Below are 26,692 nucleotides of genomic sequence, written 5' to 3'. Positions count from 1 at the left end.
TCTATTCTTTGTCATGGTACACAAAGTTAACTGGGCACTTGCTCTTGCCTATACCCTTATTGCCGGGCTGCACGTACGTATGATGCGCTGATACTTGATTTTTGTAACCAACAGCCCCTGTTTTTTAAAATACGCTACTCTCAGGAAGCGATGCACTCAAGCTTTTCCCTTATTTTAACAGATTAGAAGGCATAGTACTAATGCAAGCTGAATCAATTTTCTTTCAATAAAAAAACCTCTTAAAACGCAAAAAAACACCCTGTTTTGGATAGCGTATTTTCAAATTATCATGTGTGTGGCTACAACGATGCTACATTTTTTCTATTCTGACAGAATATACTGGCTAATCTTTGTTTTTGCTAGCTCCATCACCTACAATACCCACAGTTAATAACTAAGCATATGGCTATAGTATTTTCCATGGGATTTATAATTGTAATACACTATAAACCATTAAAAACAAATAGATTATGTTAAAAATATTACATAAATAACCAGCCCTATTACAATTGAAAGCTCTGTGCGCTGGGACACGACTGCCCCTAGCTTTTTATTATCTTAGTTTACTACGAAACATTTGGTAGAATAGTTCGATTCTAGCTGTCACTATCTCTAGGGAGTTCTCAATTACTCTGAAACATTCGCTGATTTATGGAAGAGTTTTTGCCATGCCTGCTAAGATCAGTTATTGATATAACTCATAGTTGATTCGGTGAAGCTTTATTTGCTCCTGTGAATACGCTCATTGTAGACTAGTACGTCACTATGGCCCGGCACTACTTGATTTTTGCGACCTATGCCCCATCTATTTGTAAATACGCTACTCTCAAGAAGTGTTCTTCGTGTAGAATACTCTTATTTTAACAGATTAGAAGCTATGTTCTAAAATGAAGTTAACTCTAATTTTTTCCAATAAAATAGTCTCTTAAAACGTACAAAAACACCCAGTTTTGGATGGGGTATTTTGAAATTCTCGTCTATTGTGCCCTATATCGCCCAAAAGTGGTTACAACGATTCTGAATTTTTCCATTCTGAAAGAAAATACAGGCTAATATTGGTTTTTACAGGCTTGTATCACTAAGAACACCTACGCTATGAACTAAGCTTATAGTTAAAGTCTTTTCCATGGAATTTATAATTGTAACACGAATTAATTAACTGAAAACAAATAAGTTATGTGATAAATGTTACATAAATAATCAGCTATATTACAATTGAAAACAGTAGTTATCTCTTTATAATTGGGTTTACAATGATCACATGCGAATTTTACATTGGCTTTTCTATGAATTCTCTTTAAGTATACTTACAGAATTGGGCAATTCCTAGTCGAAGCTAGCTAGCTGCAGTGTTTAATAAGTTGGGCTTGAAATTTTTACATTTTATTTGAGTCCGAAATGAAAGCGCACTCTCCTATTATGATGTGATGTCCAGAATTATGACAATTTCTCCAATTTTTAGGTTTGATGAAAATCGCGTATTCTGTATAACTGCACAGATTGTTTTCAAATACGCGATTCTCAGCGAGGTTGAATTTTATCAATTTTTGCTTATTTGTAAATATTGCACCTGAGAATTTTACAATCAAAACAAAAAAGAACGATCATTGTCTTTGTTATTTACTGCTATTAAAAATCAGTACTTGCTTATCCAAAATTTTAGCTTAGTAAAATTGATTCTGAATACATAAAATTGTTCTTGATCTAACAACAGCTTTAGAATTTTCTTACTTGTAAGTTATTTTAGTATGAAGGCAAAAAAAAGAGAGACCGAAGTCTCTCCTACATACACATTATAAAAAATCAGTGGATTACTTACCAAAAGTATAAGTAATACCAAAGTTGATTCCGAATGAAGAATACGGTACTTTTTGCGATAATTGTTTCGCACCATTTTGATCAGCACCTAAAGGTAACTCATCAACGTACTCGATATTTTGATTAAAGATTGGCGCTAATGGGTTGTTCGTCGCAGCCATAATTTGACGTACTTGATCAACACTTAATGAAGCACCATTTTGTCTGATGATCGCAGAAAATTGAGACATTTCAGAAGTATCTCTTGTTACACTGATTCCCATGTATTCTGCTTCTACGAAAAAGGCAACATTTTTACTAAGGTCGTACTTATAACCAATAGCTGCGATTGCTCCCAAAGGTAATCTACCTCTGTAATCGTGAACAAAGTCAATATCTAAGGTAGTAGCGATAGGCACTCCTGGTAAAGTGTTTGCTGGCAAAGTAATTCCTTTGATACTTCCTAAAGCTTCTGTTCTACCTCCAACTTTTACTAAAGCTCCAACACGACCGTAGAAATTGTTTGTGAATTTATAAACTACAGATGCAGAAGCTCCGTAAGCTCTACCTCTTGCTTTAATATCTACTAAAGGCTGGTTAGGTAAATCAACGAATACTGATGTTTGATCTTCTCCGTGTAAATATCCTAATCCAACTTCCACACCAAATGAATTGTTGAAAAAATATCCACCTCTTAATTGAGTATGTATCCCTTCTCCATAACTTCCATAGGTATTTTCAATTCCGTTTGCAGTAGTTTTAGTTCCAAAACGCACTCCTGCACTTGGTATAGAATATCCACCACTTGCTGAAATGTAAAACTGTGCATGTGCACTTACTGCTACTAAGAACATAGCAATCAATAAAATACTTTTTTTCATATTTAACTATAGTTTTTTAATTTTCGAAGGTGGCAAACGTAACAAAATTTGAATTAATATTTAAGTTTTTTTAACCTTATTTATACTTACTTTTGCATTACTTATACTAGTATAATTTCACAGATTTTGATTATTTATGAACGGAAACATCTTAGCTTCTGACATTCAAAACTTTATCGAAAAACACCTAAAATCAGACATCAATTCCCTTATTTTAAAGGGAAGTCCCTTTCAAGATGTCTCGATTCAGGAATTGGCAAATCAGATCATCGCCAAAGAAAAGTCTGAAAAAAAATTACCGACGTGGTTTGGTACAACCAACATCTATTACCCACCAAAAATTAGTATTGAACAATGTTCTTCAGAGATTACTGCCTCCTATAAAGCGCAGTTAGTTGAAGGAACTTCCTTGATCGATTTAACTGGAGGGTTTGGTGTTGACGTTCACTTTTTTGCAAAGAAGTTTCAGCGTGTAGTTCACTGTGAAATTAACGAAGCACTTGCCGCAACGGTTGCTCATAACAACAAGATTTTAAAAAATACAGGAGTAACCTGTTTTGCTGGTGATGGCTTAGAATTTCTGAAAAATTCGGTTGAGAATTTCGATGTCATATATATTGACCCGTCCCGAAGACACGATGTTAAAGGAAAGGTATTTTTATTAAAAGACTGCTTGCCTAATGTGCCAGAAAATTTAGATTTTCTTTTTGAAAAGGCAGCTACTATAGTACTGAAAAACTCCCCTTTACTGGATATTCAGTCCTGTAGTAATGAATTAAAGTTTATCAAGGAAATTCACGTTGTCGCCCTTAAAAGTGAGGTGAAGGAATTGTTGTTTATATTAGAAAAAAACTACACCGGTTCGGTGTCAGTTAAAACAGTAAATTTGGGCGTTACTCCAGAACAGCACTTCGATTTTACTTTAGGTGCATCTCCAATTGTTGAGTATTCAGCACCTAAGCAGTTTCTGTATGAACCCAATGCTGCAGTCTTAAAATCGGGAGGTTTCCAAGAGGTCGCTGCTCAATACAAACTCAGTAAATTGCACAAGCATTCCCACTTGTATACTTCTGAAGAGTTGATCGCTCATTTTCCAGGTCGAATTTTTGAAGTCGAAGAGTCCTTTAAGTACAATAAGAAATTGGTCAAAAAGCAATTTCCAGAGAAGAAGGCCAACATAGCTATTCGAAATTTTCCCAAATCTGTTGCCCAACTGCGGAAAGAAACACAAATAAAAGACGGTGGTGACATCTATGCATTTTTTACCACCAATGTCGAAAATGAAAAAATTAGCATTCGCTGCAAAAAAATCCTTTTGTAAAAATATTCTTTGGATTTAGACGTTCTATATATGATAAGTGTCTATATCTAGATGTGTTTTTATTAGGGGAAATAATAACAAAACATGTCTGAAATCCTTGGGAACTGCCAATCCCAAGGATTTTCACTTTTTTATAGATTTATTAAGGTTCCTGACGCTAATTCTTTCGGAGCTTTTCCTTGTTCAAACAATCTGGCTGAAAGCTCTCCTTCCAAAGAAATTTCATCTCCTTGAACGCGTAGCCAACTTCCTTCTCGCAATCCTAACACCGCGGTACTGTTAAAAACGTGGTACTCTTTAATTCTCGTTTCTCTCGTTTCTCCCATGTGTGTCGAACCTGGATCTGGATCCAAATAATGAGCATTGATATTAAATGGAATCATTGCCAACGTATTAAAACTAGGCGGATAAACTATAGGCATATCATTTGTGTTCATCATAGTAACACCGCAGATATTACTTCCTGCACTCGTCCCCAAGTAAGGAGTTCCTCCGAGCAATGCCTCCTGCAAAACCTCAATCAAATCGTGTTGGTATAATTGGTTTACCAACTCAAAGGTATTTCCTCCACCTGTAAAAATTCCTTCCGCTTCAGCGACTGCAACTTTTGGATCTTCGAAACTGTGAATTCCTTTTACTGTGATGCCAATTTTTGAAAAAGCCTCAGCTGCTTTGGAAGTATAATCATCGTAGCTTATGCCCCCAGGACGAGCAAATGGAACAAAAATCAGGGTCGACACCCCCGCGAAATGCGTTTTCAACGTAGGCAATATATATTCTAAATATCCAGAACCATGCACTGTGGAAGTGCTGGCCACTATTAAATTCTTCATGTGATTAAATTTATTCAAATCTAATTATTTTCTATTTTTGGAAAAATTTTTCTCTATGAAATCTGTTATGAAAAAATACCTTGTTTGCTGCCTTATTTTGATAGGCATCGCCGCTTGTTCAACGAGAGACCACAGAGAACTTCCTAATGACATACTAACGGACAAAACCCTGATAGGGAGCTGGAAATTAGACAACTACAAAGTTTCAGGTGTTACCAAAGGGTATTATAGAGGTTTTCAGTTTGAAGGTACAGTCAGTTCATTTGGTAAAAACTACCAAATGTTTTTTACCTTTCATCACGATCATCGCCTCGAATTAAAAGGAAGGTTTACCATGGTGACCACGTCTACCACCAACAATATCACCCAAAAACTAGAGCGTGATGTACAAATTATCAACGGATTTAGCAATCAGGCAACATGGGAAATTCAAAGCAATTCTATTTATATACACAGTAAAGAAGGAATTTATGAAATTCCATATACGCTCCATGAATCGGGCGAAGTTGAATTGAATTTTCCGATACACCAAATCAATGATGTCAATCATATAGAAGTGCGAACACAGGGAATACAAACCGTTGAACTCGTTAAAATAGGCGCGTATTGAGTTTAACATAAATTTAGAAATTTCTTGACGCTAAATTTCATCAGAACATTGTTACTTTGTTTAACACAATCAATTCGGGGACTTTAGCAGGGTTGTAAAAATTGAGATCTTCCCCAGATTCCGCTACCATGACCAGGGCTATTTCCAATAATTTAAAAAGATTTTTGTATCTTATAAAGACTAAAATTAGACCATGAAACATACTTTACTTTGCTTTTTTTTATTTTTGATAACCAGTATCACTACTGCTCAGGAGAAGAGAATTTCTATTTATGGAACTGTGTCAGATAGCGATGGTATTTTAGCCAATGTACACGTTGTTAACACCACTTCAAATATTGCTACATTTACCAATGATGAAGGGCAGTTTAAAATTCCAGCAAAACCTAACGACACCTTATTGTTTTCTTTTGTGGGATATACTACCTTAACCGTAACAGTAGAGAAGACATTTTTAGGAATCGATGAAAATAAATTCATCCTTGTTAAAACTAATTTGCCCCTGGAAGAAGTAGAAATTAGCAGGCATAATTTAAAGGGGAATCTCCAAAGTGATTTACGACAAACACCACAAGACAAAAAAGCCGAAGCTTTACAAGCGACGATGGATTTTTCAAATATTGATATGTCAGCTCCACTAAATCCTGATGAAATTGATCAAAAAGTGAAGCCTCCTGTTGTAAAGTCAGATCCTACTACATGGTTTGAAGGTGCTGGAATAAGTATTGGTGTTCCTTTTGGTAATTCTTCAAAACTTCGTGAACTTAGAAAAGATTTGGAACTGCGCCAAGGAATGCCTAAAGATTTACTTTCTCGTTTTGGAGAAAAGTTTTTTTTCAGAGACTTAAAAATTCCGGTTGACAACTATTACAACTTCCTAGAATACTGTAATCCACTGGGAATAGAAAAGTTATACAAGCAAAAAGAATACATTGCCATCCTCTCCATTTTGAGTAAAGAAGCGGAAGGCTACCTAAAATTGCAAACTAAAAATGGGCAAGAGTAAACTATGTATCGCGCTGCTGCTCTTATGTGGTCTTGCTTGTCACGGGCAAGCTGAGCGCAAATTCATGTATGCAGCTGTTAAAGATAAAATTGGTCCCGTTGCCGATGCCCATATCATCAATTTAAAAACAGGAATCGGTACCTTTACCAATGTCGATGGAGCTTTTCGAATTAAAGTTCAAGTGAATGACAGCTTACGAATAAGTAATGTCGGTTACAAAACTGTATTTTTAGTGGTAGCTCCTGAAGATTTTGGAATCCATGAAAAAGAGATTCAACTGCATAAAGAGAGTATTACCCTCGATGAAGTTGACTTAAACAAAACTGATTTGGTCGGACATTTACTTGCCGATAGTAAACGCATCAAAAAATCGAATGAGGTGAATGCCATTAGCTTAAAGCTACCTTATGCAGGAACGAAACAAATGACCAAAGCTGAAAAAGAATTACACACCGCTTCGGCCATGTCTTTTGCTTTAAACGGAGGGTTGTCGTTTGACCCTATACTAAACTGGATGTCAGGACGTACCAAAATGCTAAAGAAATTAAAAGCGATTGAAGATTTGGAAATTAAAATCAACTATCTCCGTGAAATCTATACCGATTATATTGTCATGGACTTAGAGATTAACCGAGATGATTTGGATCGTTTTCTCTATTATACAGAAGCGCAACCCGAATTCAACGCAAAATTCAGAGCAGGTAAGATGGCCATGATTCCGTATTTCAAAACAACTTCAGATTTGTTTAAAAATTTGAATCCTACCCAATACACGAACGATAGTATTAAAAAATAAATATCAAACACAGCCTAGCTACTATGAAAAAAATTGGTTTACTGATTTTACTTTCTTTTTGTTTCTTTTCTTTTACGCTGCACAAGTACTATATAGCATTGACAGAAATTGAATACGTGCCCAAGGAAGAGAGTGTACAAATGATCATGAATACCTTTATGGATGATATTGAAGTTGCCATTCAAACGGAATTCGGTAAAGAGTTAAAACTTACTACGGCACAAGAGCTTCCTGAAGCCAATGCTGTTATTTATGCCTATTTACAAAATCACTTTAAGGTCACCCTCAATGGTACTCCAGTATCCTATCGTTTTTTAGGTAAAGAAACTGAAGGTACAATCGTCTATTTTTATTTGGAAATCAAAAACATAAAATCTCTGAACAGCATTGAAATTCAAAACGATATGCTCGTAAAAAACTTCCCTGATCAACAGAATCTGATAAAAGTAAAAATAGGTAGTAAACGCAAAAGCTTATTCCTAAATAAAAAAAATGATAAAGGTTTGTTAAAGTTTTAATAAATCACGCTCTTAACAGGGAATATTTCATTAATTTCCCGATTATTTATAAACCAAATTTTAAGCAGGAAATGAAAAAATACACAACGCTATTCTTTTCGGCCCTATTTGTCTCAGCATCGATGTTTGCTCAAGATGCTCCAAAAAAAGGACCGCAAAAAGGTCATACTGACCAGAATAAGTTTAGACAACTTAAAGATGTATTGGCGACCCCGAATGATCAACGTACGGCATCTGGTGCTCCAGGTCATGCCTATACGCAACAAAAAGTTGATTATGTAATGGATCTTCGATTAGATGAAGCCAACAACAAACTATACGGTGACGAAATGATTACCTATCACAATAATTCTAAAGATGCTTTGGAATATTTATGGGTACAGTTAGACCAAAATATGCGTGCACCAGATTCTCAAACACCATTAGCGGCGTCTAAAGGTGTAGGTGGATTTAACACTCCTGGGCGTTTTATCAACGAGAATATGTCAAAACCAAAAGATTTTGGTTACAAAATTGAAGCGGTAAAATACGCTGATGGTCGTGACTTAGCGCACACGATCAACAAAACTATGATGCGTATTAACCTTCCGAAACCATTAGCTCCGGGAGAAACTTTTAAGTTTCGTATCAAGTGGAACTACCTGATTAACAACTCTGTTGAAGACGGTGGACGTTCTGGTTTTGAGCAATTTCCTGACGGTAATAAAAACTACACCATTGCACAATTCTTTCCGAGATTAGCAGTGTATAACAATGTTGAAGGATGGCAAAACATGCAATTTTGGGGACGTAGTGAATGGGCATTAGAGTTCGGTGACTACGACGTAAAATTGACAGTTCCTGCGGATCACATTGTCGACGCAACCGGAGACTTACAAAACGAAAAAGAAGTACTTACCAAAGAGCAACGCAAGCGAATGAGTAAGGCGAGAAAATCGTTTACAAACCCAGTATTCATCGTTACTCAAGAAGAAGCTGAGGCCAACGAAAAAGAAGGAACTAACAAAACAAAAACATGGCACTTTAAAGCTAAAAATGTACGTGATTACGCATTCGCGTCATCTAGAAAATACATCTGGGATGCTATGGCTGTAAACATTAACGGTAAAACGGTAATGGCTGTTTCTCTTTATCCAAAAGAAGGAAATCCTTTATGGGAAGAGCACTCAACTCGCGTAGTAGCAAACACCTTAGAAGAATATTCTAAATTAACTTTTGATTACCCGTATTCTAAGGCAATCTCTGTTCATGCCAAAGATCAAGGAATGGAATATCCAATGATCTGTTTTAACTACGGTCGTCCTAATCCTGATGGAACCTATTCTGACCGTGTTAAAAACGGAATGATCGGAGTAATCACACACGAGGTTGGTCATAACTTCTTCCCTATGATTGTAAACTCTGACGAGCGTCAGTGGACTTGGATGGATGAAGGATTGAACTCTTTTGTGGAAACCTTAGCAGAGTTAGACTACGATCCTAGCTTTAATACTGGAAATTTACCAAAAGATATCGTTCGTTATATGAGCTTAGATCAAGAGCGTTTATCTCCAATTATGTCACAAGGAGACTATGTTAAAAACTTCGGGCCTAACGCTTATACGAAGCCAGCTGCTGGATTGTATATGTTGAGACAAACAATTATGGGACCTGAGCTTTTTGATTACGCATTCAGAACTTACGCTAGACGTTGGATGTTTAAGCACCCTACCCCTGCTGACTTCTTTAGAACTATGGAAGACGCTTCAGGTATGGATTTAGACTGGTTCTGGAGAGGATGGTTCTACACTACTGATTATACGGATATCGGAATTAAAAAAGTAAAGCCTTTATTCTTAACAGACAAGCCAAACAAGAGAACACAAGAATTACAAAAGCAATATCCTGGATACTTTGCTCGTTTAGGAAAGTTAATTTTCTTAACTGACAAAAAAGAAGACGCTAATGATAAAGATTTAGCTGAGTACATCCAAAAGTTACCTGCTGATAAAAAGGCGAATTTAAAGGCAATGCCTAAATTCATCTACCAAGTAGAATTCGAAAAACCAGGAGGATTAGTAATGCCAATCATCGTAGAGATTACCTATGCTGATGGAACTAAAAAACGCGAAACATATCCTGCTGAAATCTGGAGAAAAGACGATACAAAAGCTTCTAAAGTATATACTTCAGAAAAAGAAATCACAAGCATCGTTGTAGATCCTGATTTAGAGACTGCGGATATCGATACTGCTAACAACAGCTGGCCTAAGAAAGAAGACAGCAAGTTTAGCAAGTTCAAGAAAAAATCAAAAAACTAAGACAATAACTCTATTGTTAACAAAACGTGGCCTAGGCCACGTTTTTTGTTTGGTAGCATACTTGAAAAAATAGTAATTTCGACTTTTAAATTAGGAGTGAATGAAAGTATGTATTGCCGAAAAGCCTAGTGTTGCCCGAGAAATAGCTAATATTTTGGGAGCCAATACCAAGCACGATGGATATTTTGAGGGAAATGGCTATGCCGTTACCTATACCTTTGGACATTTATGTACCTTGTTGGAACCAAAAGATTACAAACCTCATTGGAAAAGTTGGGATTTGAATAATCTTCCAATGCTTCCAGAACGCTTTAATACAAAAGTTTCCGGTGATAGCGGTATCCAAAAACAGTTCCGCATCGTTAAATCCTTGTTTGATAAAGCCGATGTGGTCATTAACTGTGGCGATGCCGGACAAGAGGGAGAACTTATCCAGCGCTGGGTAATCAACCAAGCAGAATACAAAGGAAAAGTACAACGCTTGTGGATATCATCACTGACCGAAGAAGCTATTAAAGAAGGCTTTGAGAATTTAAAAAGTGATGAAGAATACAACAATCTCTTTTACGCCGGGTATTCACGTGCCATTGGAGATTGGTTACTAGGGCTCAATGCAACCCGATTGTATACTGTTAAGTACGGAAAAGACAAACAGGTACTCTCTATCGGACGGGTACAAACCCCTACGTTGGCCATGTTGGTTGCTCGCTATAAAGAAATACAACATTTTAAGCCCCAGCCCTACTGGGAATTGCAAACCAAATACAGAGACACCTTATTCTCTTGCGAAGAAGGGCGTTTCTTAAAAAAAGAAGAAGGAGAAATCTTCGCCAACAAGGTGAAAGAAGCTCCTTTTGAAATTGTTTCTGTCAGTAAAAAAAAGGGAAAAGAATATGCTCCTAAGCTTTTTGACCTTACTGGATTACAAGTTTATTGTAATAATAAATTTGGGTTTTCTGCAGATGAAACACTTAAAATAGTACAAAAACTATACGAAATGAAGGTCGTTACCTACCCTAGGGTAGATACCACATTTCTTCCCAACGATATTTATCCTAAAGTACCGGGAATTCTCAAAAACCTTAAGGCCTATGCCTCCCTTACCGAACCATTACTCGGTAAGAAAATCAAGAAATCTTCAAAGGTTTTCAACGATAAAAAAGTAACGGATCACCACGCGATCATTCCTACTGGAGTTCAAATAAATTTACAGTACAACCAACAGCAAGTATACGACATTATTACCCGTCGTTTTATTGCGGTGTTTTATCCGGAGAGCGATATTGCCAATACTGCTGTAATTGGTAAAGCAGCTGATGTATCGTTTAAAACCACAGGAAAGGAAGTCCTGAGCAAGGGATGGCGCGTAGTTTTTGAATACGGACAGGAAACTAAAAAGCAAGAAGGTGGCGTACTACCCACTTTTGAAAAAGGCGAACAAGGTCCGCATGAGCCATCATTTCTTGAAAAGGAAACCAAACCACCGAGGAATTATACAGAAGCTAGTTTGTTGAGAGCCATGGAAACCGCTGGAAAACAAGTTGATGATGATGAAATGCGAGAACTGATGAAAGAAAATGGGATTGGTAGACCGTCTACCCGAGCTAGCATCATAGAAACCTTGTTCAAGCGAAAATATATCGAACGTCAAAAAAAGTTGATCATCCCAACACAAACAGGAATTGATTTGATTGATATTATCGATAATGAATTGTTAAAATCTGCTGAACTTACCGGGCTATGGGAAAAACGTTTAAAGGAAATTGAACGCGGTGATTACCACGCAGCAACTTTTATCAAACAAATGAAGCAAATGGTAGACACCTTAGTTTATGAGGTGCGTTCCAATACCTCTACCAAGAAAATATCGTACGAAGCGAGTACTCCTGTAAAAGCTCCAAAAAAGAAAGCTCCGAGCAAAAAGAAAGTAGTTGCCGGAAAAACCTGTCCGAAGTGTAAAAAAGGAAGCTTACTAAAAGGGTCAGCGGCCTATGGTTGTTCGTCATATAAAGACGGCTGTGACTTCACCTTACCATTTGAATACTTGGGTAAAAAAATCTCTGACAACCAACTTATTCGCTTACTCGACAAAGGCTGTACCACGAATTTAAAAGGATGGAAAACAGAAGCCGGAAAAATTGAAGCACTCTTGCGTTTTAACGAAGATTACAGCTTAAAACTCGAACCGAAACAAGTGAGTAATGCGGCTAAAGCCACGACAGGAAGCAAGGAAAGTGATACACTCACCTGCCCTAAATGTAATACAGGAACTATTTTAAAAGGGAAATCAGCCTATGGCTGTTCAGCGTATAGTAAAGGTTGTAGCTATGTGGTTCCCTTTAGTAAGGTAAAGGAACTCGCCGCAGGAAAGGAGCTCAATAAAGCGACAGTTCGATCAATTTTACTCGATATAAAAATATAAACTTATAGCCTCGGAAGGCTATAAGTTCTTCTGCTAATAGTAAGTAAGATTTGAATTACAACGGTGATCTCCGATAAAATCAGGATTAACTTTACGAATATCACTTTTGATAGTAATCGTTTCGCTTACCATAATTGGTTTTCTGTACTGTCTTTTCAATCTCTCGTTTTTAATTGCTAATGGAAACGTTTTGTTTAATGACATTTCCATGGAACTTCGAATAAAAGATTCCTTCGTATCGAAAGTTGTCTGTGACTGGGTAGATTCATTCGCAGTATCCGAAGAATAACTCAACCTGATGTTCATTCCTTTCGTTCCCTTGAATTCACGGGTCTCCTCCTGATACAAACTATCGAGCTTAAACTCTTTTTTTGGCTTGCGTATCAGCGCTCCCAAAACCCTTTTTAATTGAACGGTATTCAAGTGAACACTCAATTCATCCATTGGATTATAGGCGTCTTTTGTATGCAATTTATCAGCGGGCAATACGGGATTAGATTCAAAATAGATACTATCACCTGCTATCATTCGAACGGTCCACCCCTTGATTGCCTTTAATTTTTCCAGTGCTCTTTTTTGTTTTGCCTTTTCTTTGACCGAATAATTGAGCTCAAGAGGTACTTTTTCTTTAAAATTTGTTGAATCTTCCTTCGTATTAAAATAATTGACTAAAAGAACATTATTGGTATCATAAGCAATGTCTAACAATTCAAATGTATGTACACTGTCCTTTTGAATCCACCTCCAATCACTCCTACTCATAAAGTTCGCTTTCATAGCGCTAAAAGTAGTTTTTACCTCACGCTTGACAGCAACAGTTTTTCGCATGCAAAACAGCACGGTATCCGACTTCTGATCATGAAACTTATGGTAATGTAATGCGCGTTTCTCCGCTTTGCCAGCAGTATCAGAAGTTCTGGAACAGGCCACTTGAAATAGCGCAAGGCTTGCCAACAAGACAGGGATAGACAATTTTTTCATGTATTCTCTTTTTCTTTTCACATCAGCAGTATGCTGAAGCCCTGCGAATTTATTGAATACAGCTTTAGGTTTTATTAATCTATGTTTAGAAATTTTTGGAATGTCCTGGAGCTTCAAGCTTGCTATTTAGGGCTCAAACTGCGAATTAATTTCCTAAATTTTTTATTGGTACTCGCCTTTAATTTTATCGCTACACGACGCTCTTCTCCTAAAACTTTGGTTGCCCAATACAATTGTTGACGCTTTTTTGCGACGACCAAAATTTTTGTTGCATTTTCTATATAGGGTACAGCCCTAAAATTTAAATCATCAACTACTCTAAACTCACTCCAGAAGGCATTTCGATCTTCATACATAAAATAGACAGTAACCCAACCATAATCCTCTTTATCTTTTAGAACAACATCCCAATCTGAAAAATCGGTATCTACGAACCTGTCAATATTCACATAAGACATTTTTGTCAATGCTATATCTATAGATTCTTCTGGTTCTATATCTTTTGTCATCACTATTTTTTTCTGTACCGCAGGCATTTTATCTTTACTGATGTTGTCGCTCTTAGGGATACCATATTCCGAGTCTTGAGCAAGCTGCCTACTGTAGTCTTTAGCAACGTAACCTATGGTGTCTGAAGTTAATCCTGTGACTCGAATACCTCCCCCCACATGTATTTCGTAAAAATTCTCGTTGACAATAACAGAATCTTGTGCTAATACATCCCATTCTATTTGCCTAACACTGTCTAATACTCCGGTAAACAGATCGTTGTCTTTAATCTTATCTTTTGGAAACCCTACATGCAACCTTCTGTCCTTCTTCGGAAATAGCTCCTGTCCTTCGCTAAAAACCTGGATTCTAAACACTCCTGAACTTTCTAATAGCTTACCAGAAGAAGTAACCGTCCTTAAATTCTGAAAAAATAATGCTTCAAATTCATAGTACTCCTCTAAACGAACGCTGATATTTTGATTTTCGCTTACATCAAAATCCTCTCGATTAAAATAATAAACCGTTCCTTGCTTACCTCTAATCTCGGCAGTTTTCGCTGTTCCCAATTCAAATAGCTGCGGTTCATTATCATGAAAATCTGTAAATAAGTTGTGTATCGGAGTCTCCTCTCTTTTACAATGCACTAACAAAAGGGCCATCATAGCAACCCAGAGTAATTTTTCTTTCATAATTTATTTTTTAAGGTGAATGCCCATAAATCATGCCAATAAATAAGAAATCCTAGAAAATTTGTTTTTAGGTCTAAAATTCTCAGTGAAAGCACATCAGATAGCAGCGGATAATGCGCGTTCTGAAAAGCTATGGCTAGCGAATCATTTTCTATCCCTTCTGAAATTACTGAAATCTATTTATCAATTGGTTAGCGTAAAAAAAAAGTTTACATTTGGCCTACATCAAACCCCTTATAAACATGAAAAGACTCCTAATTACCAGCCTCTTTGTGAGTATCTTAGCAGGCTGCAACTCCGGTAACAAGGAACGCACCTCCCGCCCAACAGACCATCAGCGAGAAGAGCGAAACACCAATCCAGACAAAACAGCGAGTTGGACTCCTGAACAGGCCGCTCGGCATCAGCAAATACTTACACGCTTAACACAAAAAGCAAAGGGCTTTACGCAAGACCGAGGTAAACTAACGAGCTATGCCGGAGGTAGTTTACAGGGTAAATGGACTAATCGAGGACCTAAAAATATGCCGGGTGCTTTTAAGTTCGCTGAAATGCTGGAAGGGACTGACATCCTGTACGGTGTTACACACAACCACTATGCAGGTGAATACAATTCCAAATCGTATATCTTTAAAGGAACCGTATACAACCCCAAAAAGGGAACTGGAGGAGACGATTTTGTATTGCTCACTGCTAACTGGCCCAACCGTTATGCCAATCTCTTCGCCTTTAACATAGGTACCAAAGTTAGATTAGTAGCGCATATTGAAAATGGTCCACTTTATTTTTCAGATGACCAGGGAATAAATTGGGTAAAATCTAATGGTTTACCGGCTGCAAATACGAGCTCCGCAATAAATCGCCAAGATAACCACGCTATATACGTCACCAACAACCAACGCGTATATGTTTCAACAGACTTCGGCCAGAATTTTAAAGAGTTAAAAAATTTCGGTAGTAATAAAGCCAGCTTTTTGTACACTCCACGTTACGCAAAGCAACCGAATGCGGCAACAGTGTACTTAGCACGCGCCGGTGCTTTTTATAAATTAAATGCTGCTAAAACGGACTTCGACCAACAAGGAACGTATACCGCAAACCACAATAGTAGTCAATTTAGTATCGGTGGAGATCGTCGCGCACTTTACGTTACGGCTCAGAAAAACTATTGGGTATCTACCGATGAAGGAGCGAACTGGACCGCTCGATATCCGAAAGGAAATTGGTATGGCGATCGTACAGGAAAAATGTCACCAGGAAAATTTTTAGCCATTCACCCAGAAAATCCATCTATTTCTATTGCGGGGTATGCACAACCTATACTGTCTACAGACCAACTAAAAACTACTAGTTCAACAACCACAGGTTGGGGACGCTATCAAAATGGAACCCATTTAAGTGCAGCCGATTACTACAATAGAATTCGCTTTAACTATCACCCTGATTTTCAATCGTCACATTTCTTTTACAACAGCTCTGGCGATTTGTTTTCAGCACGATGTTCGGATGGAGGAATTTTTATCTCGTATAAAGAATGGAAAGATTTTCCTCCGGAAGGTACCGCCTTTGATAATAGTGGCTATGCCAATGCCCATTATATCAATATCAACGTACTAGGAACTGTTAACCCACTGATATACAGAGATAATATTTTTACTGGAGCTAACAACCCAAACCATATATACTACAGTACTCAAGATCAAGGAAGTGGTAGCGTTATCAATAGTAACCATACTGATGAGCTTATTGATTTCTACCAAAGTATTGGTGGTGATGGACCTCCCATTGACAGCTATGATGGTAAGCACGCTTGGCGTTGGCAACGTGAGGGAAAAAAAGTATGGGCTCCTGTTCCGGTGTATGCAACTGGAGGAGGTTTTCAATCTATTGGTAAAATCAACTCTCAATTCAACGACGCTCATACAGTTGAATTCTCTAAAAATGGCGTTATGGGCTGGGTACAAGCTTATATCGATCGCGAAGCTCCCGACCAACACATTTGGATGCTATCGCGTGATCTCAACAGAGCTAGTTGGAACGGTACTACCATGAGCAAACACAGCATTAGCAAAGGTGCCAATCACGTCGCAGCCCTCGCACAATCAGTGCAAAAGCCAAACAGAATCTTTATGTTACAAGATGGAAAAGTATTTATTTCTGAAGATCGAGGGACTACTTTTGGGAATGGAATCGCCACTCCTTTTGCGCAAACCAACGAAGCCTGGGGTCGTGGAGATATGGGAAGTGGACTCGTACTTCCTACTGATGCGAATTGGATTTTATTTTGTGGTCCTAGTAACAATACTACCGGAAGTATCTTATCAAAAGATGGTGGTAAAACCTGGAAGGATGTCACAGGCGAATTTCCTAGCGGTTTTGACGCACAAACATCGGGAATGGTAGCCAGCTCTGACGGAAGTTTCGTATTTGCAGGAACCGACATAGGTCCTTATGTTTTCGATGTTAAAAAAGAAAAGTGGTATTCACTTGCGGAAGGAATAGGCTTTTTTAATGCCATGGACGTAGATTATGTTTCGAGTAGCAATACCGTTCGTTTTGCCTCTTGGGGATCTGGTATATTAGACTTCAAAATAGATGCCAGTTCATTGAGTACTGAAAATGTAGCTGTGAATGATGCCAAAATTCAGTACTACCCTATCCCCGCTTCGAACAATATCAATATCGAATCAAAAATTGCTTTTAACAGTCCTGTTTCCTGCGCAATTTTTACCATTACTGGAGCTCGAGTAGTACAGCAAACACAGCTTGATTTTAAGGGACGACAAAAGGTGCAACTAGACGTGAGTCAGCTCGCCAACGGCCCCTACCTACTTCAGCTTAAGGATGAACAAGGAAATCGATACACTAAAAAAATTATTATTCAACACTAATAAAAAAAGCACGTTTTTAACAACGTGCTTTTTTTATTTTTCTTGATAAGGATCGTGTACTTATATCAACTAGAGAGAAGACTTTATTTACCACAACAGCATGACTAGCTCGTACCTACGCTCCTATCTAAATAGTAGTTCTCAACGCTTGACTTCCTGTATTTTTAACTACTGATCGAGATAATGGGCTATCAACTTATCTACATTCTTTATTGATTTCTGTATCCAATCTTCATAAATTTCTTGCTTCTCAGAAGCATTCAATTGCCATTCAACCCCTTCTTGTTTTGCTCTTGAAGTTACATCCTGTAAAATAATTGCCGCAGCCACGGAAATATTTAAGCTTTCCGTAAAGCCAACCATTGGGATTTTTAAAAATCCATCTGCTTCCTCTTTGATATAGTCAGAGATTCCTTCTTTCTCAACACCAAAAACAAAAGCCGACTTTTTAGTCACATCAAAATCAGGTAACAGACAAGAATCGTTATGAGGCGTCGTACCTATAATTTGATATCCTTTGGCTCTCAAATCAGCAATACAATGTGCTGTATTATCTGTCTGCTCGCGATAACGGTGGATATCCAGCCATTTCTGACTTCCTTTCGCTACGTGTCTGGATACTTTATTGGTGTACCTATTTTCGATTGCATATATATCTTGAATACCAAATATATCACAAGTTCTCACCACTGCACTGGCATTATGAGCTTGGTAAATATCTTCGAGAACTACCGTAAAGTGCTTGGTTCGTTCTGCTAATACGTTTTGAAATAATGCTTTACGTTTGTCTGTAACATACCCTTCTAGGTACTTCAATAAATCCGGATTCATCATAACGCAAACATACTAATTTTTCCTATTTTAGTCCTTCGATAAACGGAATAGTCATGAAAAAACAATTAGTGGTTCTTACCGGTGCCGGGATGAGTGCTGAAAGTGGTATTAAAACATTTAGAGATGCCGATGGTTTGTGGGAAGGTCACGACATTTATGAGGTTGCAACCCCCGAGGGCTTTGCGAAAAATCCTGCATTAGTTTTGGATTTCTACAATCAACGACGCAGGCAATTACTAGAAGTAATGCCCAATTCCGGACATCAAAACTTGGTGCAACTAGAATCGAATTTCGACGTTCACATCGTTACTCAAAACGTGGATGATTTACACGAACGTGCTGGCAGCAGTTCCGTACTGCATTTACACGGTGAGCTACGAAAAGTTCGCAGTACTATAGACGAACAACTCGTGTACTCCTGGGACCGAGATATTAACATTGGAGATACCTGTGAAAAAGGGAGCCAATTGCGCCCACATATCGTTTGGTTTGGTGAAGATGTACCGCTTTTAAACAAGGCAGTTACCATGGTTGAAAAAGCCGATATCATTGCGGTTATTGGTACTTCTATGCAAGTATATCCTGCGGCGGGTTTAATCAACTATGCGAAACCCGATGCGCAACTCTTTTTTATAGATCCAAAACCCGCAATTAGCGAACGTGATTTTAACAATCTGAGCATAATCCGCGATACTGCGAGTTCTGGAACCCAAAAATTATTGGAAGTATTGGTTTAGGAGATCAAGGCCTCGAAATAGCGAAATAATTCGCCTTTAGAAATGGTTCCTCCTTTTTCTATGAGGTCAAAAACTTCCACATTTCGCTCTGTATGATATTTTTTTGACCCTTGTAATATTTCAACTTCAGGAGCCGTTGCATGCTGAAGTAGCCACTGATATCCCTCTTGTCCAGAAATATCGATATCCGGTTTATTCACCTGAACAACTATTCGCTTCATTTTGTCCTCATCGCAATAAAACAAATTCAACATATTCGCTGAAAAATGCTCTACATAGGCTGTACGAGTCAATACATCATCCCACACAACATCGCTAAAGACATTCATTTCCTCCTCTGCTACTTGAGGTTTTTCTTCTTTGATTTGATTCCATTCTTTTACATCGATACTTTGCGACGCGAGGAAACGCGCAAATTCTTCGTGTAAACTTTCAAATTGTTCTTTTGTTAACTGACGGTATTTCATAATAAAAAATAAGAGCAACCAAAGATAAGGTGATTGCTCTTAAACTCAAGGGGCTATTTTGCAAAAAACTATCGCATGACAGTTCCTGTGATGGCGCTTACAGGTCCTGCTCCCATGCTGTAGGTCACGTGATCATTTGCACTGTTCGATACGGCATGAGCCAATGGTTTTAAGGTAAAAGGTTTAGCACTATTGTCCGGGTCTGGTTCTACTGAGATTACGATAGTCGTTCCTCTTAAATCCGTTGGAAAAGACAATCCACTTGGGGCATTTTGAATATAATCTTCTCCTGGATAAGCAGGCCCATTCCCCATGCTTCCTTTAAATACTGAAGTAGCGGCGTTGTCATCTGCTTTTGCAGCATCTGTAAACGTCCCTGTACTCACGGGTGTTCCGTTCATCACTACCCAACCTTCGTACTTCCACCCCGCAGCTAAGCTTGGTAAATCCAACCCTTTTGCAACACTTCCTCCTGAAATGTCCAAAAACCAAACTCCACTGCGTTCATTGGTGTTATTTCCGTCCGTTGGAGTCGCTAAGATGTACTTCCCTTTAGCACTGCTAAAATCTGCAACGGTAGCAGCGCTTGAAACTGTAGCCGAATTATTTGAAAAATCACCTGCTAACAATTTCGTTGCCGATGGCGCTGGATCCGAGTCATTCGCGGGTTCAATAGTCAAAACAAACTTACTAGCTACATCTAGTTGTGTTTTGTCTACTTGAAATGAAGTTCTCGACAGTTTACCTGCGTCATCTACCGTAAATACTCCTGTCGAAACAGGTGAACCATTTACAATTATCCATCCTTCGTATTTATAATTAGCTCCCAAGTTTTCCAATCCATTTATAGCAACGGTAAGATTTGAAGTGCTTGGTACATTTGTACTATCATCATCACTACATGCTGTAAAAACAGCTGTTGTTAAAGCCAAACAACCTAAAAGTAAATTTCTCATCGTTTTTTGTTTTATCGTTATACGACAAAGTTATTTTATGTTGTTCTTATTAAATGTTAGCTAGCTAACACTTAGGCTATTTTTTTTAATAATCTCAGTTCTTTTCTAGTAAAATCAATGATATTCTCCTGTTTTAATTCATTCATCAACACGTTTAAAGTAGGTCGAGAAGTCCCGATTAAAGTAGCGATATCTTTTTGAGTATACGGGTGCTTGATTACGTGATCACCCGTCTCGTCACATAGGTAACCGTAATCTTCACAAAGCTCATTGAAAAATTCTAACAAACGCGTACGGGTATCTTTGTACAACAGCAGTTGTAACCTGCGTTCCAGCTTTTTAATTCGAAGTCCGATAAATTTGTATATTTTAAAACTTATCGAGGCATTTTCTCGCATAAGCTCGTATAAAGTGTCTTTAGACACTGGGCAAATGGCCGTAGTATTGTCTATAGATTGAGCAAACTCGCTGCGCTTATCGACTCCTAAGATTGCCTTTTCTCCAAAAATTTCTCCTTTGGTGAGGATGGCCTTGATGATTTCATCTCCCTCTTCGGTATAATACCCAATTTTTACTTTGCCCTTATCAATCAAGTATATCTTATTGGCAGCGTCTTGTTCAAAATAGATATAATCTCGTTTCTTGTAACAGTTCAGCTGATGATCCTTTTTATAGGCCGGATACTTATGGGGGCATAAGATTTTAAACAAATTGATGTCTTCAAAATACCATAGTGCGCTCATACTGCAATGCTTTATAGGGTGTTACTTACGTAGTAAGTCTGAAAAATGCTATAAACATTACAAAAAAAAGCCTTGGAAAAACCAAGGCTTCTATTCGGTTGATTTACCGTATTTAAGCTTGCTGTTTTTTTATCAAATTCAATGCAGAGCCTTCTTTATACCAGGCTATCTGTCCTTCATTATACGTGTGATTTGCCACTATGGTATCTTTGCTACCATCAGCATGCAGTACTTCGATGGTTAAAGGTTTGCCCGGAGCAAATTCGTGCAAGTCGACAAAGTTAAAACGGTCGTCTTCTTGAATCAAATCATAATCGCTTTCCTTGGCAAAGGTCAAGCCCAACATTCCTTGTTTTTTTAGGTTTGTTTCGTGAATACGGGCAAAAGATTTTACCAAAACCGCGGCTACTCCCAAATGCCTAGGTTCCATAGCCGCATGTTCTCTCGATGAGCCTTCTCCGTAATTGTGGTCACCGACAACAATCGTTTTTATTCCTTTTGCCTTATATGCACGTTGCGTTGCTGGTACTGCATCGTACGCTCCCGTCAATTGATTCTTGACAAAATTTGTCTTTTTATTAAAGGCATTCACAGCCCCTATCAAGCAGTTATTCGAAATATTGTCGAGATGACCTCTGTAACGCAACCACGGTCCTGCCATTGAAATATGATCGGTGGTACATTTGCCAAAAGCTTTGATAAGTAATCTTGCATCGGTAATCTGGTCACCTATGGGTTCAAAAGGCGTCAATAATTCTAAACGCTCTGAATTTGGATCGACTACTACCTCTACATGGCTTCCGTCTTTTTCTGGAGCAATATATCCGCGTTCTTCTACTGCAAAACCGCGTTCTGGCAATTCCCATCCTTTGGGTTCCTCAAGCTTTACTTCTTCACCGCGATCGTTTATAAGGGTATCCGTTATAGGATTGAAGTCCAAACGTCCGGCAATGGCAATGGCTGCAACCATTTCAGGCGATGCCACAAAAGCATGTGTATTGGGATTACCATCGGCTCTCTTTGCAAAATTTCTATTAAAGGAATGAACGATACTATTTTTGGGAGCATTCTTAGGATCTTCGTAACGTCCCCACTGCCCTATACAAGGTCCACAAGCATTGGTAAAGATCCTTGCATTTAACTTTTCAAAAACCTGTATAATACCATCGCGTTCCGCAGTAAATCGCACCTGTTCAGACCCGGGGTTAATTCCAAATTCCGCTTTTGTACTCAAGCCTTTGTCTATGGCTTGCTGTGCAATAGAAGCGGCTCTTGATAAATCTTCATACGAAGAGTTGGTACACGAACCTATAAGTCCCCACTCTACCTGCAATGGCCAATCGTTTGCTCTTGCTTTTTCGGTCATCGCACTTCCCGCTTCTGTCGATAAATCAGGAGTGAATGGCCCATTTAACAAGGGGCCCAAACTAGATAGATCAATTTCAATAACCTGATCAAAATAAGCTTCTGGATTTGCGTATACTTCAGGATCCGCTGTGAGGTATTCCTTAACAGCATTTGCTGCATCCGCTACATCCGATCTGTCTGTGGCACGCAAATAGCGCTCCATTGACGCGTCGTAACCAAAAGTGGAAGTCGTTGCTCCAATTTCAGCACCCATATTACAAATGGTTCCTTTTCCCGTACAAGACATTGCCAAAGCACCTGGTCCGAAATACTCTACAATAGCCCCAGTACCACCTTTGACAGTCAGAATTTCAGCTACTTTTAAAATAACATCTTTAGGAGCTGTCCATCCAGAAAGTGTTCCCGTTAGTTTTACACCAATTAATTTCGGAAATTTCAATTCCCATGGCATTCCAGCCATTACATCAACGGCATCTGCTCCTCCTACACCAATTGCAACCATACCAAGTCCTCCTGCATTTACTGTGTGTGAATCGGTCCCGATCATCATCCCGCCGGGAAAGGCATAATTTTCCAATACTACCTGATGAATAATTCCTGCACCGGGCTTCCAAAATCCAATACCGTACTTATTAGACACAGATTCCAAGAAATTAAACACCTCATTACTGTTGTTCAGTGCTGCTTGCAAGTCTTTGTCTGCTCCTAGTTTCGCCTGAATTAAATGATCACAGTGCACGGTAGTAGGCACAGCTACTTGCTGTTTACCTGCCTGCATAAATTGTAAGAGCGCCATTTGGGCAGTTGCATCTTGACACGCTATTCTGTCAGGTGCAAAATCTACGTAATCTTTTCCCCTCACATAGGGTTGGGTCGGTTGTCCATCCCACAAGTGTGCGTATAAAATTTTCTCAGCTAAGGTCAAGGGCTTACCAGTAAGTTTTCGTGCAAGGTCTACCTTTTCCACGACAGTACTGTAAACACTTTTAATCATTTCAATATCAAAAGCCATAAATTTTTCGTTTTCGTTACCCTACTAATTTACTAAAAAAAACATACTGAAATTCAAAAGCTTACCCTATCTATAACCAACCTAAATAAGATAGGTGTCACACAAAAAAAGCCCGAGTTTACACTCGGGCTTCTTTAAAATATGGTGAAGTGAATTACATCACTAATTGTTTTTCAGAGGGTTTAAACTTCGTTAAAACGATACCATCAACAGCTGCTTCGTATTCTTCCATAGTTGGAGTTCTACCTAAAATAGTAGACAATACTACTACTGGTGTTGAAGACAATAACGATTCTCCTTTCTTCTCTCCAGTATCCTTTACAACTCTTCCTTGGAATAAACGCGTTGAAGTTGCCATTACAGTATCTCCTGGTTCTGCCTTCTCCTGGTTCCCCATACACAAGTTACATCCTGGTCGTTCTAAATACAACATGTTTTCGTACTTGGTACGTGCTAAGCCTTTAGGAGCATTATCGTCGAACTCAAATCCTGAGTATTTTTGTAATACTTCCCAGTCACCTTCAGCTTTTAACTCGTCTACGATATTGTAAGTTGGAGGAGCTACAACTAAAGGAGCATTGAACTCAACTTTTCCTTGTTGTGACTCGATATTTTTAAGCATCTGAGCTAAAATCTTCATATCTCCTTTGTGGACCATACACGATCCGATGAACCCTAAATCAACTTGCTTCGTTCCTCCGTAGTACGATAATGGACGAATAGTATCGTGAGTATAACGCTTAGAAACATCTTCGTTATTTACGTCTGGATCTGCAATCATAGGCTCTGCAATTTCATCGAGGTCTATCACTACATCCGCATAGTACTTAGCGTTTGCATCAGGACGTAACGCTGGTTTTTCACCCGATTTAATTTCAGCAATTCTCTTGTTGGCTTTTTCAATCAAACCGTTGAGTACTTGCTTTTCGTTATCCATACCTTTATCAATCATGATTTGGATACGATCTCTAGCAATTTCTAAGGACTCGATTAAAGTGGCATCTTCAGAAATACAAATAGATGCTTTTGCTTTCATTTCAGCTGTCCAATCGGTAAAAGTAAACGCTTGGTCAGAAGTTAACGTTCCGATATGTACCTCAATGATACGTCCTTGGAATACGTTTTCACCTCCAAACTGCTTTAACATTTGTTGTTGTGTAGCGTGCACCACATCACGGAAATCCATAAAGCTTCTCATTGCTCCTTTAAAGGTTACTTTTACAGATTCCGGAATTGGCATAGTTGCTTCACCAGTTGCCAGTGCCAATGCTACTGTTCCTGAATCAGCTCCGAAAGCAACTCCTTTTGACATACGAGTATGCGAGTCTCCACCGATAATAACATCCCAATCATCAACAGCAATATCGTTTAATACTTTGTGAATCACATCGGTCATCGCGTGATAGTTTCCTTTAGGGTCACGTGCTGTAATTAAACCAAAATCATTCATAAACTTCATCAATCGCGGAATGTTCGCTTTTGACTTATCATCCCATACAGAGGCTGTATGACATCCTGATTGGTATCCAGCATCTACAATCGGAGAAATAACCGTTGCGGCCATCATTTCTAACTCTTGAGAGGTCATCAAACCTGTAGTATCCTGAGATCCTACAATATTTACCTCTACGCGAACGTTTGAACCGGTATGTAATACTTTCCCTGGAGTAGTTCCTACGGCATTTTTATTGAAAATCTTTTCAACAGCCGTCAACCCTTGTCCTTCAATAGAGATCTCTTTTGACGGAGCATATACTTGAGGAACATCAATTCCTAAAGTTTTACAAGCAAAGGTTTGTAATTTTTTACCAAATACTACGGCATAAGAACCTCCAGCTTTGATAAACTCCATTTTTTGTGGTGTTAATGCTGTTGAAATATCCTTCAACGCTACTCCACCACCGTATAATTTCTTTTCTTTTGTATTGATGGTAAATACGGTACCTGTTTCAACAGAGTACATCTGCTTTAAAACTGGTTCTCCATCCTCATCTAGAATAGTATTTCCGTTTTCGTCTTTTTGTTTTACCCAGTTTTTAAGGTCAATTCCAATTCCACCGGTAACCCCTACTGTCGTTAAAAAGATTGGGGCAATTCCGTTAGTTCCTGCAATAACTGGAGCAATGTTGATAAACGGTACGTAAGGGCTAGACGAAATTCCTGTCCATAAAGCCACGTTATTCACTCCTGACATTCTTGACGACCCTACTCCCATAGTTCCTTTCTCCGCAACTAACATCACGCGTTTCCCTGGGTGTTTTTCTTTTAAGGCCAACAATTCTTTCTGCATGTCTTTGTTGTGCTCAAAAATAGATTGACCGTGCAATTCGCGATCAGATCTCGAGTGAGCATCTGCTCCTGGTGATAATAAATCAGTAGAGATATCTCCAATTCCAGCAACATAGGTTACCACTTCAATTTCTTCCTCAATTTCAGGAAGTTCGGTAAAGAACTCAGCTTTTGCGTAACTTTCGATTAGTTCTTTTGCGATGGCACTACCGTTTTTGAAGGCATTCTCTAAACGCTCCGTATCTGCTTCGTATAAAAACACCTGAGTTTTTAATACTTTGGCCGCTTCAGCTGCAATGGCAGCATCATCACCTAAAGCCAAATCTAAAAGTACCTCGATAGAAGGACCTCCTTTCATATGAGATAACTGCTCGAAGGCAAAGGCTGTTGAAATTTCCTCTACTAGCGTTTCCCCTAAAATAATTTCTTTTAAAAACGCAGCTTTTACTACAGCAGCACTTGTTGTTCCCGGAAGTGTATTATAGATAAAGAAATTTAGAGAATCTTTGCGGTCTGGATGCTCTGTGTCTTTGATTTGAGCAATAATTTCACTTAATAATTCAGCGCCATCGATTGGTTTTGGATGAAGTCCTTGAAGTTTTCTCGCTTCAATTTCCTTCAAATAATCTACATACGTGTTCATAAATAGAAGTCTTTTCAGTGTTAAGTGGTCAGCCAATTGGACGATAGATCGTTCATCGCTCACCCTATTAATTGTAACAATATCTTTATTTCTCTAGCTTTTCACC

The 26,692-nt window shown here is 38.4% G+C and carries 19 protein-coding genes; 9 read left to right on the top strand and 10 right to left on the bottom strand.

What is annotated here, in order from left to right:
• Window positions 1–1,811: 1,811 nt before the first annotated feature.
• Window positions 1,812–2,678: an outer membrane beta-barrel protein gene (locus ACKTS5_RS09305; protein WP_408043597.1), complete on the bottom strand. Its 867-nt coding sequence runs from the start codon at window positions 2,676–2,678 to the stop codon at window positions 1,812–1,814.
• Window positions 2,679–2,814: 136 nt separating this feature from the next.
• Between ACKTS5_RS09305 and ACKTS5_RS09300 the strand changes: the two genes are divergently transcribed.
• The gene (locus ACKTS5_RS09300) at window positions 2,815–3,999 is read left to right on the top strand and encodes a class I SAM-dependent methyltransferase (protein ID WP_408043596.1); all 1,185 of its coding nucleotides are present in this window, start codon (window positions 2,815–2,817) and stop codon (window positions 3,997–3,999) included.
• Between the two features lie 131 nt (window positions 4,000–4,130).
• Here ACKTS5_RS09300 and pepE read toward each other — a convergent pair whose 3' ends face one another.
• A complete protein-coding gene (gene pepE / locus ACKTS5_RS09295; RefSeq protein ID WP_408043595.1) occupies window positions 4,131–4,832 on the bottom strand; it encodes a dipeptidase PepE in 702 nt (233 codons plus the stop codon).
• A gap of 67 nt (window positions 4,833–4,899) precedes the next feature.
• On the opposite strand from pepE, the gene ACKTS5_RS09290 reads away from it, so the two are divergent.
• The 6 genes from ACKTS5_RS09290 to ACKTS5_RS09265 all read left to right on the top strand — a co-directional run bounded on the left by ACKTS5_RS09290 (window position 4,900) and on the right by ACKTS5_RS09265 (window position 12,484).
• The gene (locus tag ACKTS5_RS09290) at window positions 4,900–5,442 is read left to right on the top strand and encodes a hypothetical protein (RefSeq protein WP_408043594.1); all 543 of its coding nucleotides are present in this window, start codon (window positions 4,900–4,902) and stop codon (window positions 5,440–5,442) included.
• A 193-nt stretch (window positions 5,443–5,635) separates the two neighbouring features.
• Entirely contained in the window at window positions 5,636–6,448 is an 813-nt protein-coding gene (locus ACKTS5_RS09285) for a carboxypeptidase-like regulatory domain-containing protein (RefSeq protein ID WP_408043593.1), read from the top strand.
• The gene (locus ACKTS5_RS09280) at window positions 6,435–7,244 is read left to right on the top strand and encodes a carboxypeptidase-like regulatory domain-containing protein (RefSeq protein WP_408043592.1); all 810 of its coding nucleotides are present in this window, start codon (window positions 6,435–6,437) and stop codon (window positions 7,242–7,244) included. Before ACKTS5_RS09285 ends, ACKTS5_RS09280 begins: the two co-directional genes overlap by 14 nt.
• A 23-nt stretch (window positions 7,245–7,267) precedes the next feature.
• Window positions 7,268–7,762: a DUF6702 family protein gene (locus ACKTS5_RS09275; RefSeq protein WP_408043591.1), complete on the top strand. Its 495-nt coding sequence runs from the start codon at window positions 7,268–7,270 to the stop codon at window positions 7,760–7,762.
• Between the two features lie 71 nt (window positions 7,763–7,833).
• Window positions 7,834–10,062, top strand: a complete 2,229-nt coding sequence (locus ACKTS5_RS09270) for a M1 family metallopeptidase (protein WP_408043590.1) — start codon at window positions 7,834–7,836, stop codon at window positions 10,060–10,062.
• Window positions 10,063–10,162: 100 nt separating this feature from the next.
• Window positions 10,163–12,484: a type IA DNA topoisomerase gene (locus ACKTS5_RS09265; RefSeq protein ID WP_408043589.1), complete on the top strand. Its 2,322-nt coding sequence runs from the start codon at window positions 10,163–10,165 to the stop codon at window positions 12,482–12,484.
• A 33-nt stretch (window positions 12,485–12,517) separates the two neighbouring features.
• Here ACKTS5_RS09265 and ACKTS5_RS09260 read toward each other — a convergent pair whose 3' ends face one another.
• The gene (locus ACKTS5_RS09260; protein WP_408043588.1) at window positions 12,518–13,465 is read right to left on the bottom strand and encodes a hypothetical protein; all 948 of its coding nucleotides are present in this window, start codon (window positions 13,463–13,465) and stop codon (window positions 12,518–12,520) included.
• A 122-nt stretch (window positions 13,466–13,587) separates the two neighbouring features.
• Window positions 13,588–14,646 (bottom strand): hypothetical protein, encoded by a 1,059-nt coding sequence (locus tag ACKTS5_RS09255; protein WP_408043587.1) that lies wholly within the window; start codon window positions 14,644–14,646, stop codon window positions 13,588–13,590.
• A 242-nt stretch (window positions 14,647–14,888) separates the two neighbouring features.
• Here ACKTS5_RS09255 and ACKTS5_RS09250 point away from each other — a divergent pair, with 242 nt between their 5' ends.
• Window positions 14,889–17,537, top strand: a complete 2,649-nt coding sequence (locus tag ACKTS5_RS09250; protein ID WP_408043586.1) for a T9SS type A sorting domain-containing protein — start codon at window positions 14,889–14,891, stop codon at window positions 17,535–17,537.
• A gap of 168 nt (window positions 17,538–17,705) precedes the next feature.
• On the opposite strand, the gene ACKTS5_RS09245 is transcribed toward ACKTS5_RS09250, so the two are convergent.
• The gene (locus ACKTS5_RS09245; RefSeq protein ID WP_408043585.1) at window positions 17,706–18,371 is read right to left on the bottom strand and encodes a TrmH family RNA methyltransferase; all 666 of its coding nucleotides are present in this window, start codon (window positions 18,369–18,371) and stop codon (window positions 17,706–17,708) included.
• 53 nt (window positions 18,372–18,424) lie between these two features.
• Between ACKTS5_RS09245 and ACKTS5_RS09240 the strand changes: the two genes are divergently transcribed.
• Entirely contained in the window at window positions 18,425–19,108 is a 684-nt protein-coding gene (locus tag ACKTS5_RS09240) for an SIR2 family NAD-dependent protein deacylase (RefSeq protein WP_408043584.1), read from the top strand.
• Here the strand turns inward: ACKTS5_RS09240 and ACKTS5_RS09235 are convergent.
• The 5 genes from ACKTS5_RS09235 to ACKTS5_RS09215 all read right to left on the bottom strand — a co-directional run bounded on the left by ACKTS5_RS09235 (window position 19,105) and on the right by ACKTS5_RS09215 (window position 26,586).
• The gene (locus ACKTS5_RS09235; RefSeq protein ID WP_408043583.1) at window positions 19,105–19,575 is read right to left on the bottom strand and encodes a DUF6495 family protein; all 471 of its coding nucleotides are present in this window, start codon (window positions 19,573–19,575) and stop codon (window positions 19,105–19,107) included. The two genes, ACKTS5_RS09240 and ACKTS5_RS09235, sit on opposite strands and share 4 nt — an antisense overlap.
• 68 nt (window positions 19,576–19,643) lie before the next feature.
• On the bottom strand, window positions 19,644–20,531 hold the full coding sequence (locus tag ACKTS5_RS09230; protein WP_408043582.1) for an anti-sigma factor: 888 nt from the start codon (window positions 20,529–20,531) through the stop codon (window positions 19,644–19,646).
• Window positions 20,532–20,602: 71 nt separating this feature from the next.
• On the bottom strand, window positions 20,603–21,274 hold the full coding sequence (locus tag ACKTS5_RS09225) for a Crp/Fnr family transcriptional regulator (RefSeq protein ID WP_408043581.1): 672 nt from the start codon (window positions 21,272–21,274) through the stop codon (window positions 20,603–20,605).
• 112 nt (window positions 21,275–21,386) lie between these two features.
• On the bottom strand, window positions 21,387–23,654 hold the full coding sequence (locus ACKTS5_RS09220; RefSeq protein WP_408043580.1) for an aconitate hydratase: 2,268 nt from the start codon (window positions 23,652–23,654) through the stop codon (window positions 21,387–21,389).
• A 154-nt stretch (window positions 23,655–23,808) separates the two neighbouring features.
• A complete protein-coding gene (locus ACKTS5_RS09215) occupies window positions 23,809–26,586 on the bottom strand; it encodes a bifunctional aconitate hydratase 2/2-methylisocitrate dehydratase (protein WP_408043579.1) in 2,778 nt (925 codons plus the stop codon).
• Window positions 26,587–26,692 lie beyond the last annotated feature (106 nt).

The sequence above is a fragment of the Tenacibaculum litopenaei genome, from assembly GCF_964514025.1.
Lineage (GTDB): Bacteria > Bacteroidota > Bacteroidia > Flavobacteriales > Flavobacteriaceae > Polaribacter > Polaribacter litopenaei.
The sequence above is the reverse complement of the archived record's forward strand: the minus strand, read 5'-3'. Positions and strand labels throughout refer to the sequence as shown.

Bases quoted from the DNA above. Each gene is read 5' to 3' on its own strand.
- ACKTS5_RS09240 (WP_408043584.1), top strand. From the start codon at position 18,425: ATGAAAAAACAATTAGTGGTTCTTACCGGTGCCGGGATGAGTGCTGAA.
- ACKTS5_RS09260 (WP_408043588.1), bottom strand. From the start codon at position 13,465: ATGAAAAAATTGTCTATCCCTGTCTTGTTGGCAAGCCTTGCGCTATTT.
- ACKTS5_RS09275 (WP_408043591.1), top strand. From the start codon at position 7,268: ATGAAAAAAATTGGTTTACTGATTTTACTTTCTTTTTGTTTCTTTTCT.
- ACKTS5_RS09230 (WP_408043582.1), bottom strand. From the start codon at position 20,531: ATGAGAAATTTACTTTTAGGTTGTTTGGCTTTAACAACAGCTGTTTTT.
- pepE (WP_408043595.1), bottom strand. From the start codon at position 4,832: ATGAAGAATTTAATAGTGGCCAGCACTTCCACAGTGCATGGTTCTGGA.
- ACKTS5_RS09305 (WP_408043597.1), bottom strand. From the start codon at position 2,678: ATGAAAAAAAGTATTTTATTGATTGCTATGTTCTTAGTAGCAGTAAGT.
- ACKTS5_RS09270 (WP_408043590.1), top strand. From the start codon at position 7,834: ATGAAAAAATACACAACGCTATTCTTTTCGGCCCTATTTGTCTCAGCA.
- ACKTS5_RS09255 (WP_408043587.1), bottom strand. From the start codon at position 14,646: ATGAAAGAAAAATTACTCTGGGTTGCTATGATGGCCCTTTTGTTAGTG.
- ACKTS5_RS09245 (WP_408043585.1), bottom strand. From the start codon at position 18,371: ATGATGAATCCGGATTTATTGAAGTACCTAGAAGGGTATGTTACAGAC.
- ACKTS5_RS09280 (WP_408043592.1), top strand. From the start codon at position 6,435: ATGGGCAAGAGTAAACTATGTATCGCGCTGCTGCTCTTATGTGGTCTT.
- ACKTS5_RS09225 (WP_408043581.1), bottom strand. From the start codon at position 21,274: ATGAGCGCACTATGGTATTTTGAAGACATCAATTTGTTTAAAATCTTA.
- ACKTS5_RS09300 (WP_408043596.1), top strand. From the start codon at position 2,815: ATGAACGGAAACATCTTAGCTTCTGACATTCAAAACTTTATCGAAAAA.
- ACKTS5_RS09235 (WP_408043583.1), bottom strand. From the start codon at position 19,575: ATGAAATACCGTCAGTTAACAAAAGAACAATTTGAAAGTTTACACGAA.
- ACKTS5_RS09220 (WP_408043580.1), bottom strand. From the start codon at position 23,654: ATGGCTTTTGATATTGAAATGATTAAAAGTGTTTACAGTACTGTCGTG.
- ACKTS5_RS09265 (WP_408043589.1), top strand. From the start codon at position 10,163: ATGAAAGTATGTATTGCCGAAAAGCCTAGTGTTGCCCGAGAAATAGCT.
- ACKTS5_RS09290 (WP_408043594.1), top strand. From the start codon at position 4,900: ATGAAAAAATACCTTGTTTGCTGCCTTATTTTGATAGGCATCGCCGCT.
- ACKTS5_RS09215 (WP_408043579.1), bottom strand. From the start codon at position 26,586: ATGAACACGTATGTAGATTATTTGAAGGAAATTGAAGCGAGAAAACTT.
- ACKTS5_RS09250 (WP_408043586.1), top strand. From the start codon at position 14,889: ATGAAAAGACTCCTAATTACCAGCCTCTTTGTGAGTATCTTAGCAGGC.
- ACKTS5_RS09285 (WP_408043593.1), top strand. From the start codon at position 5,636: ATGAAACATACTTTACTTTGCTTTTTTTTATTTTTGATAACCAGTATC.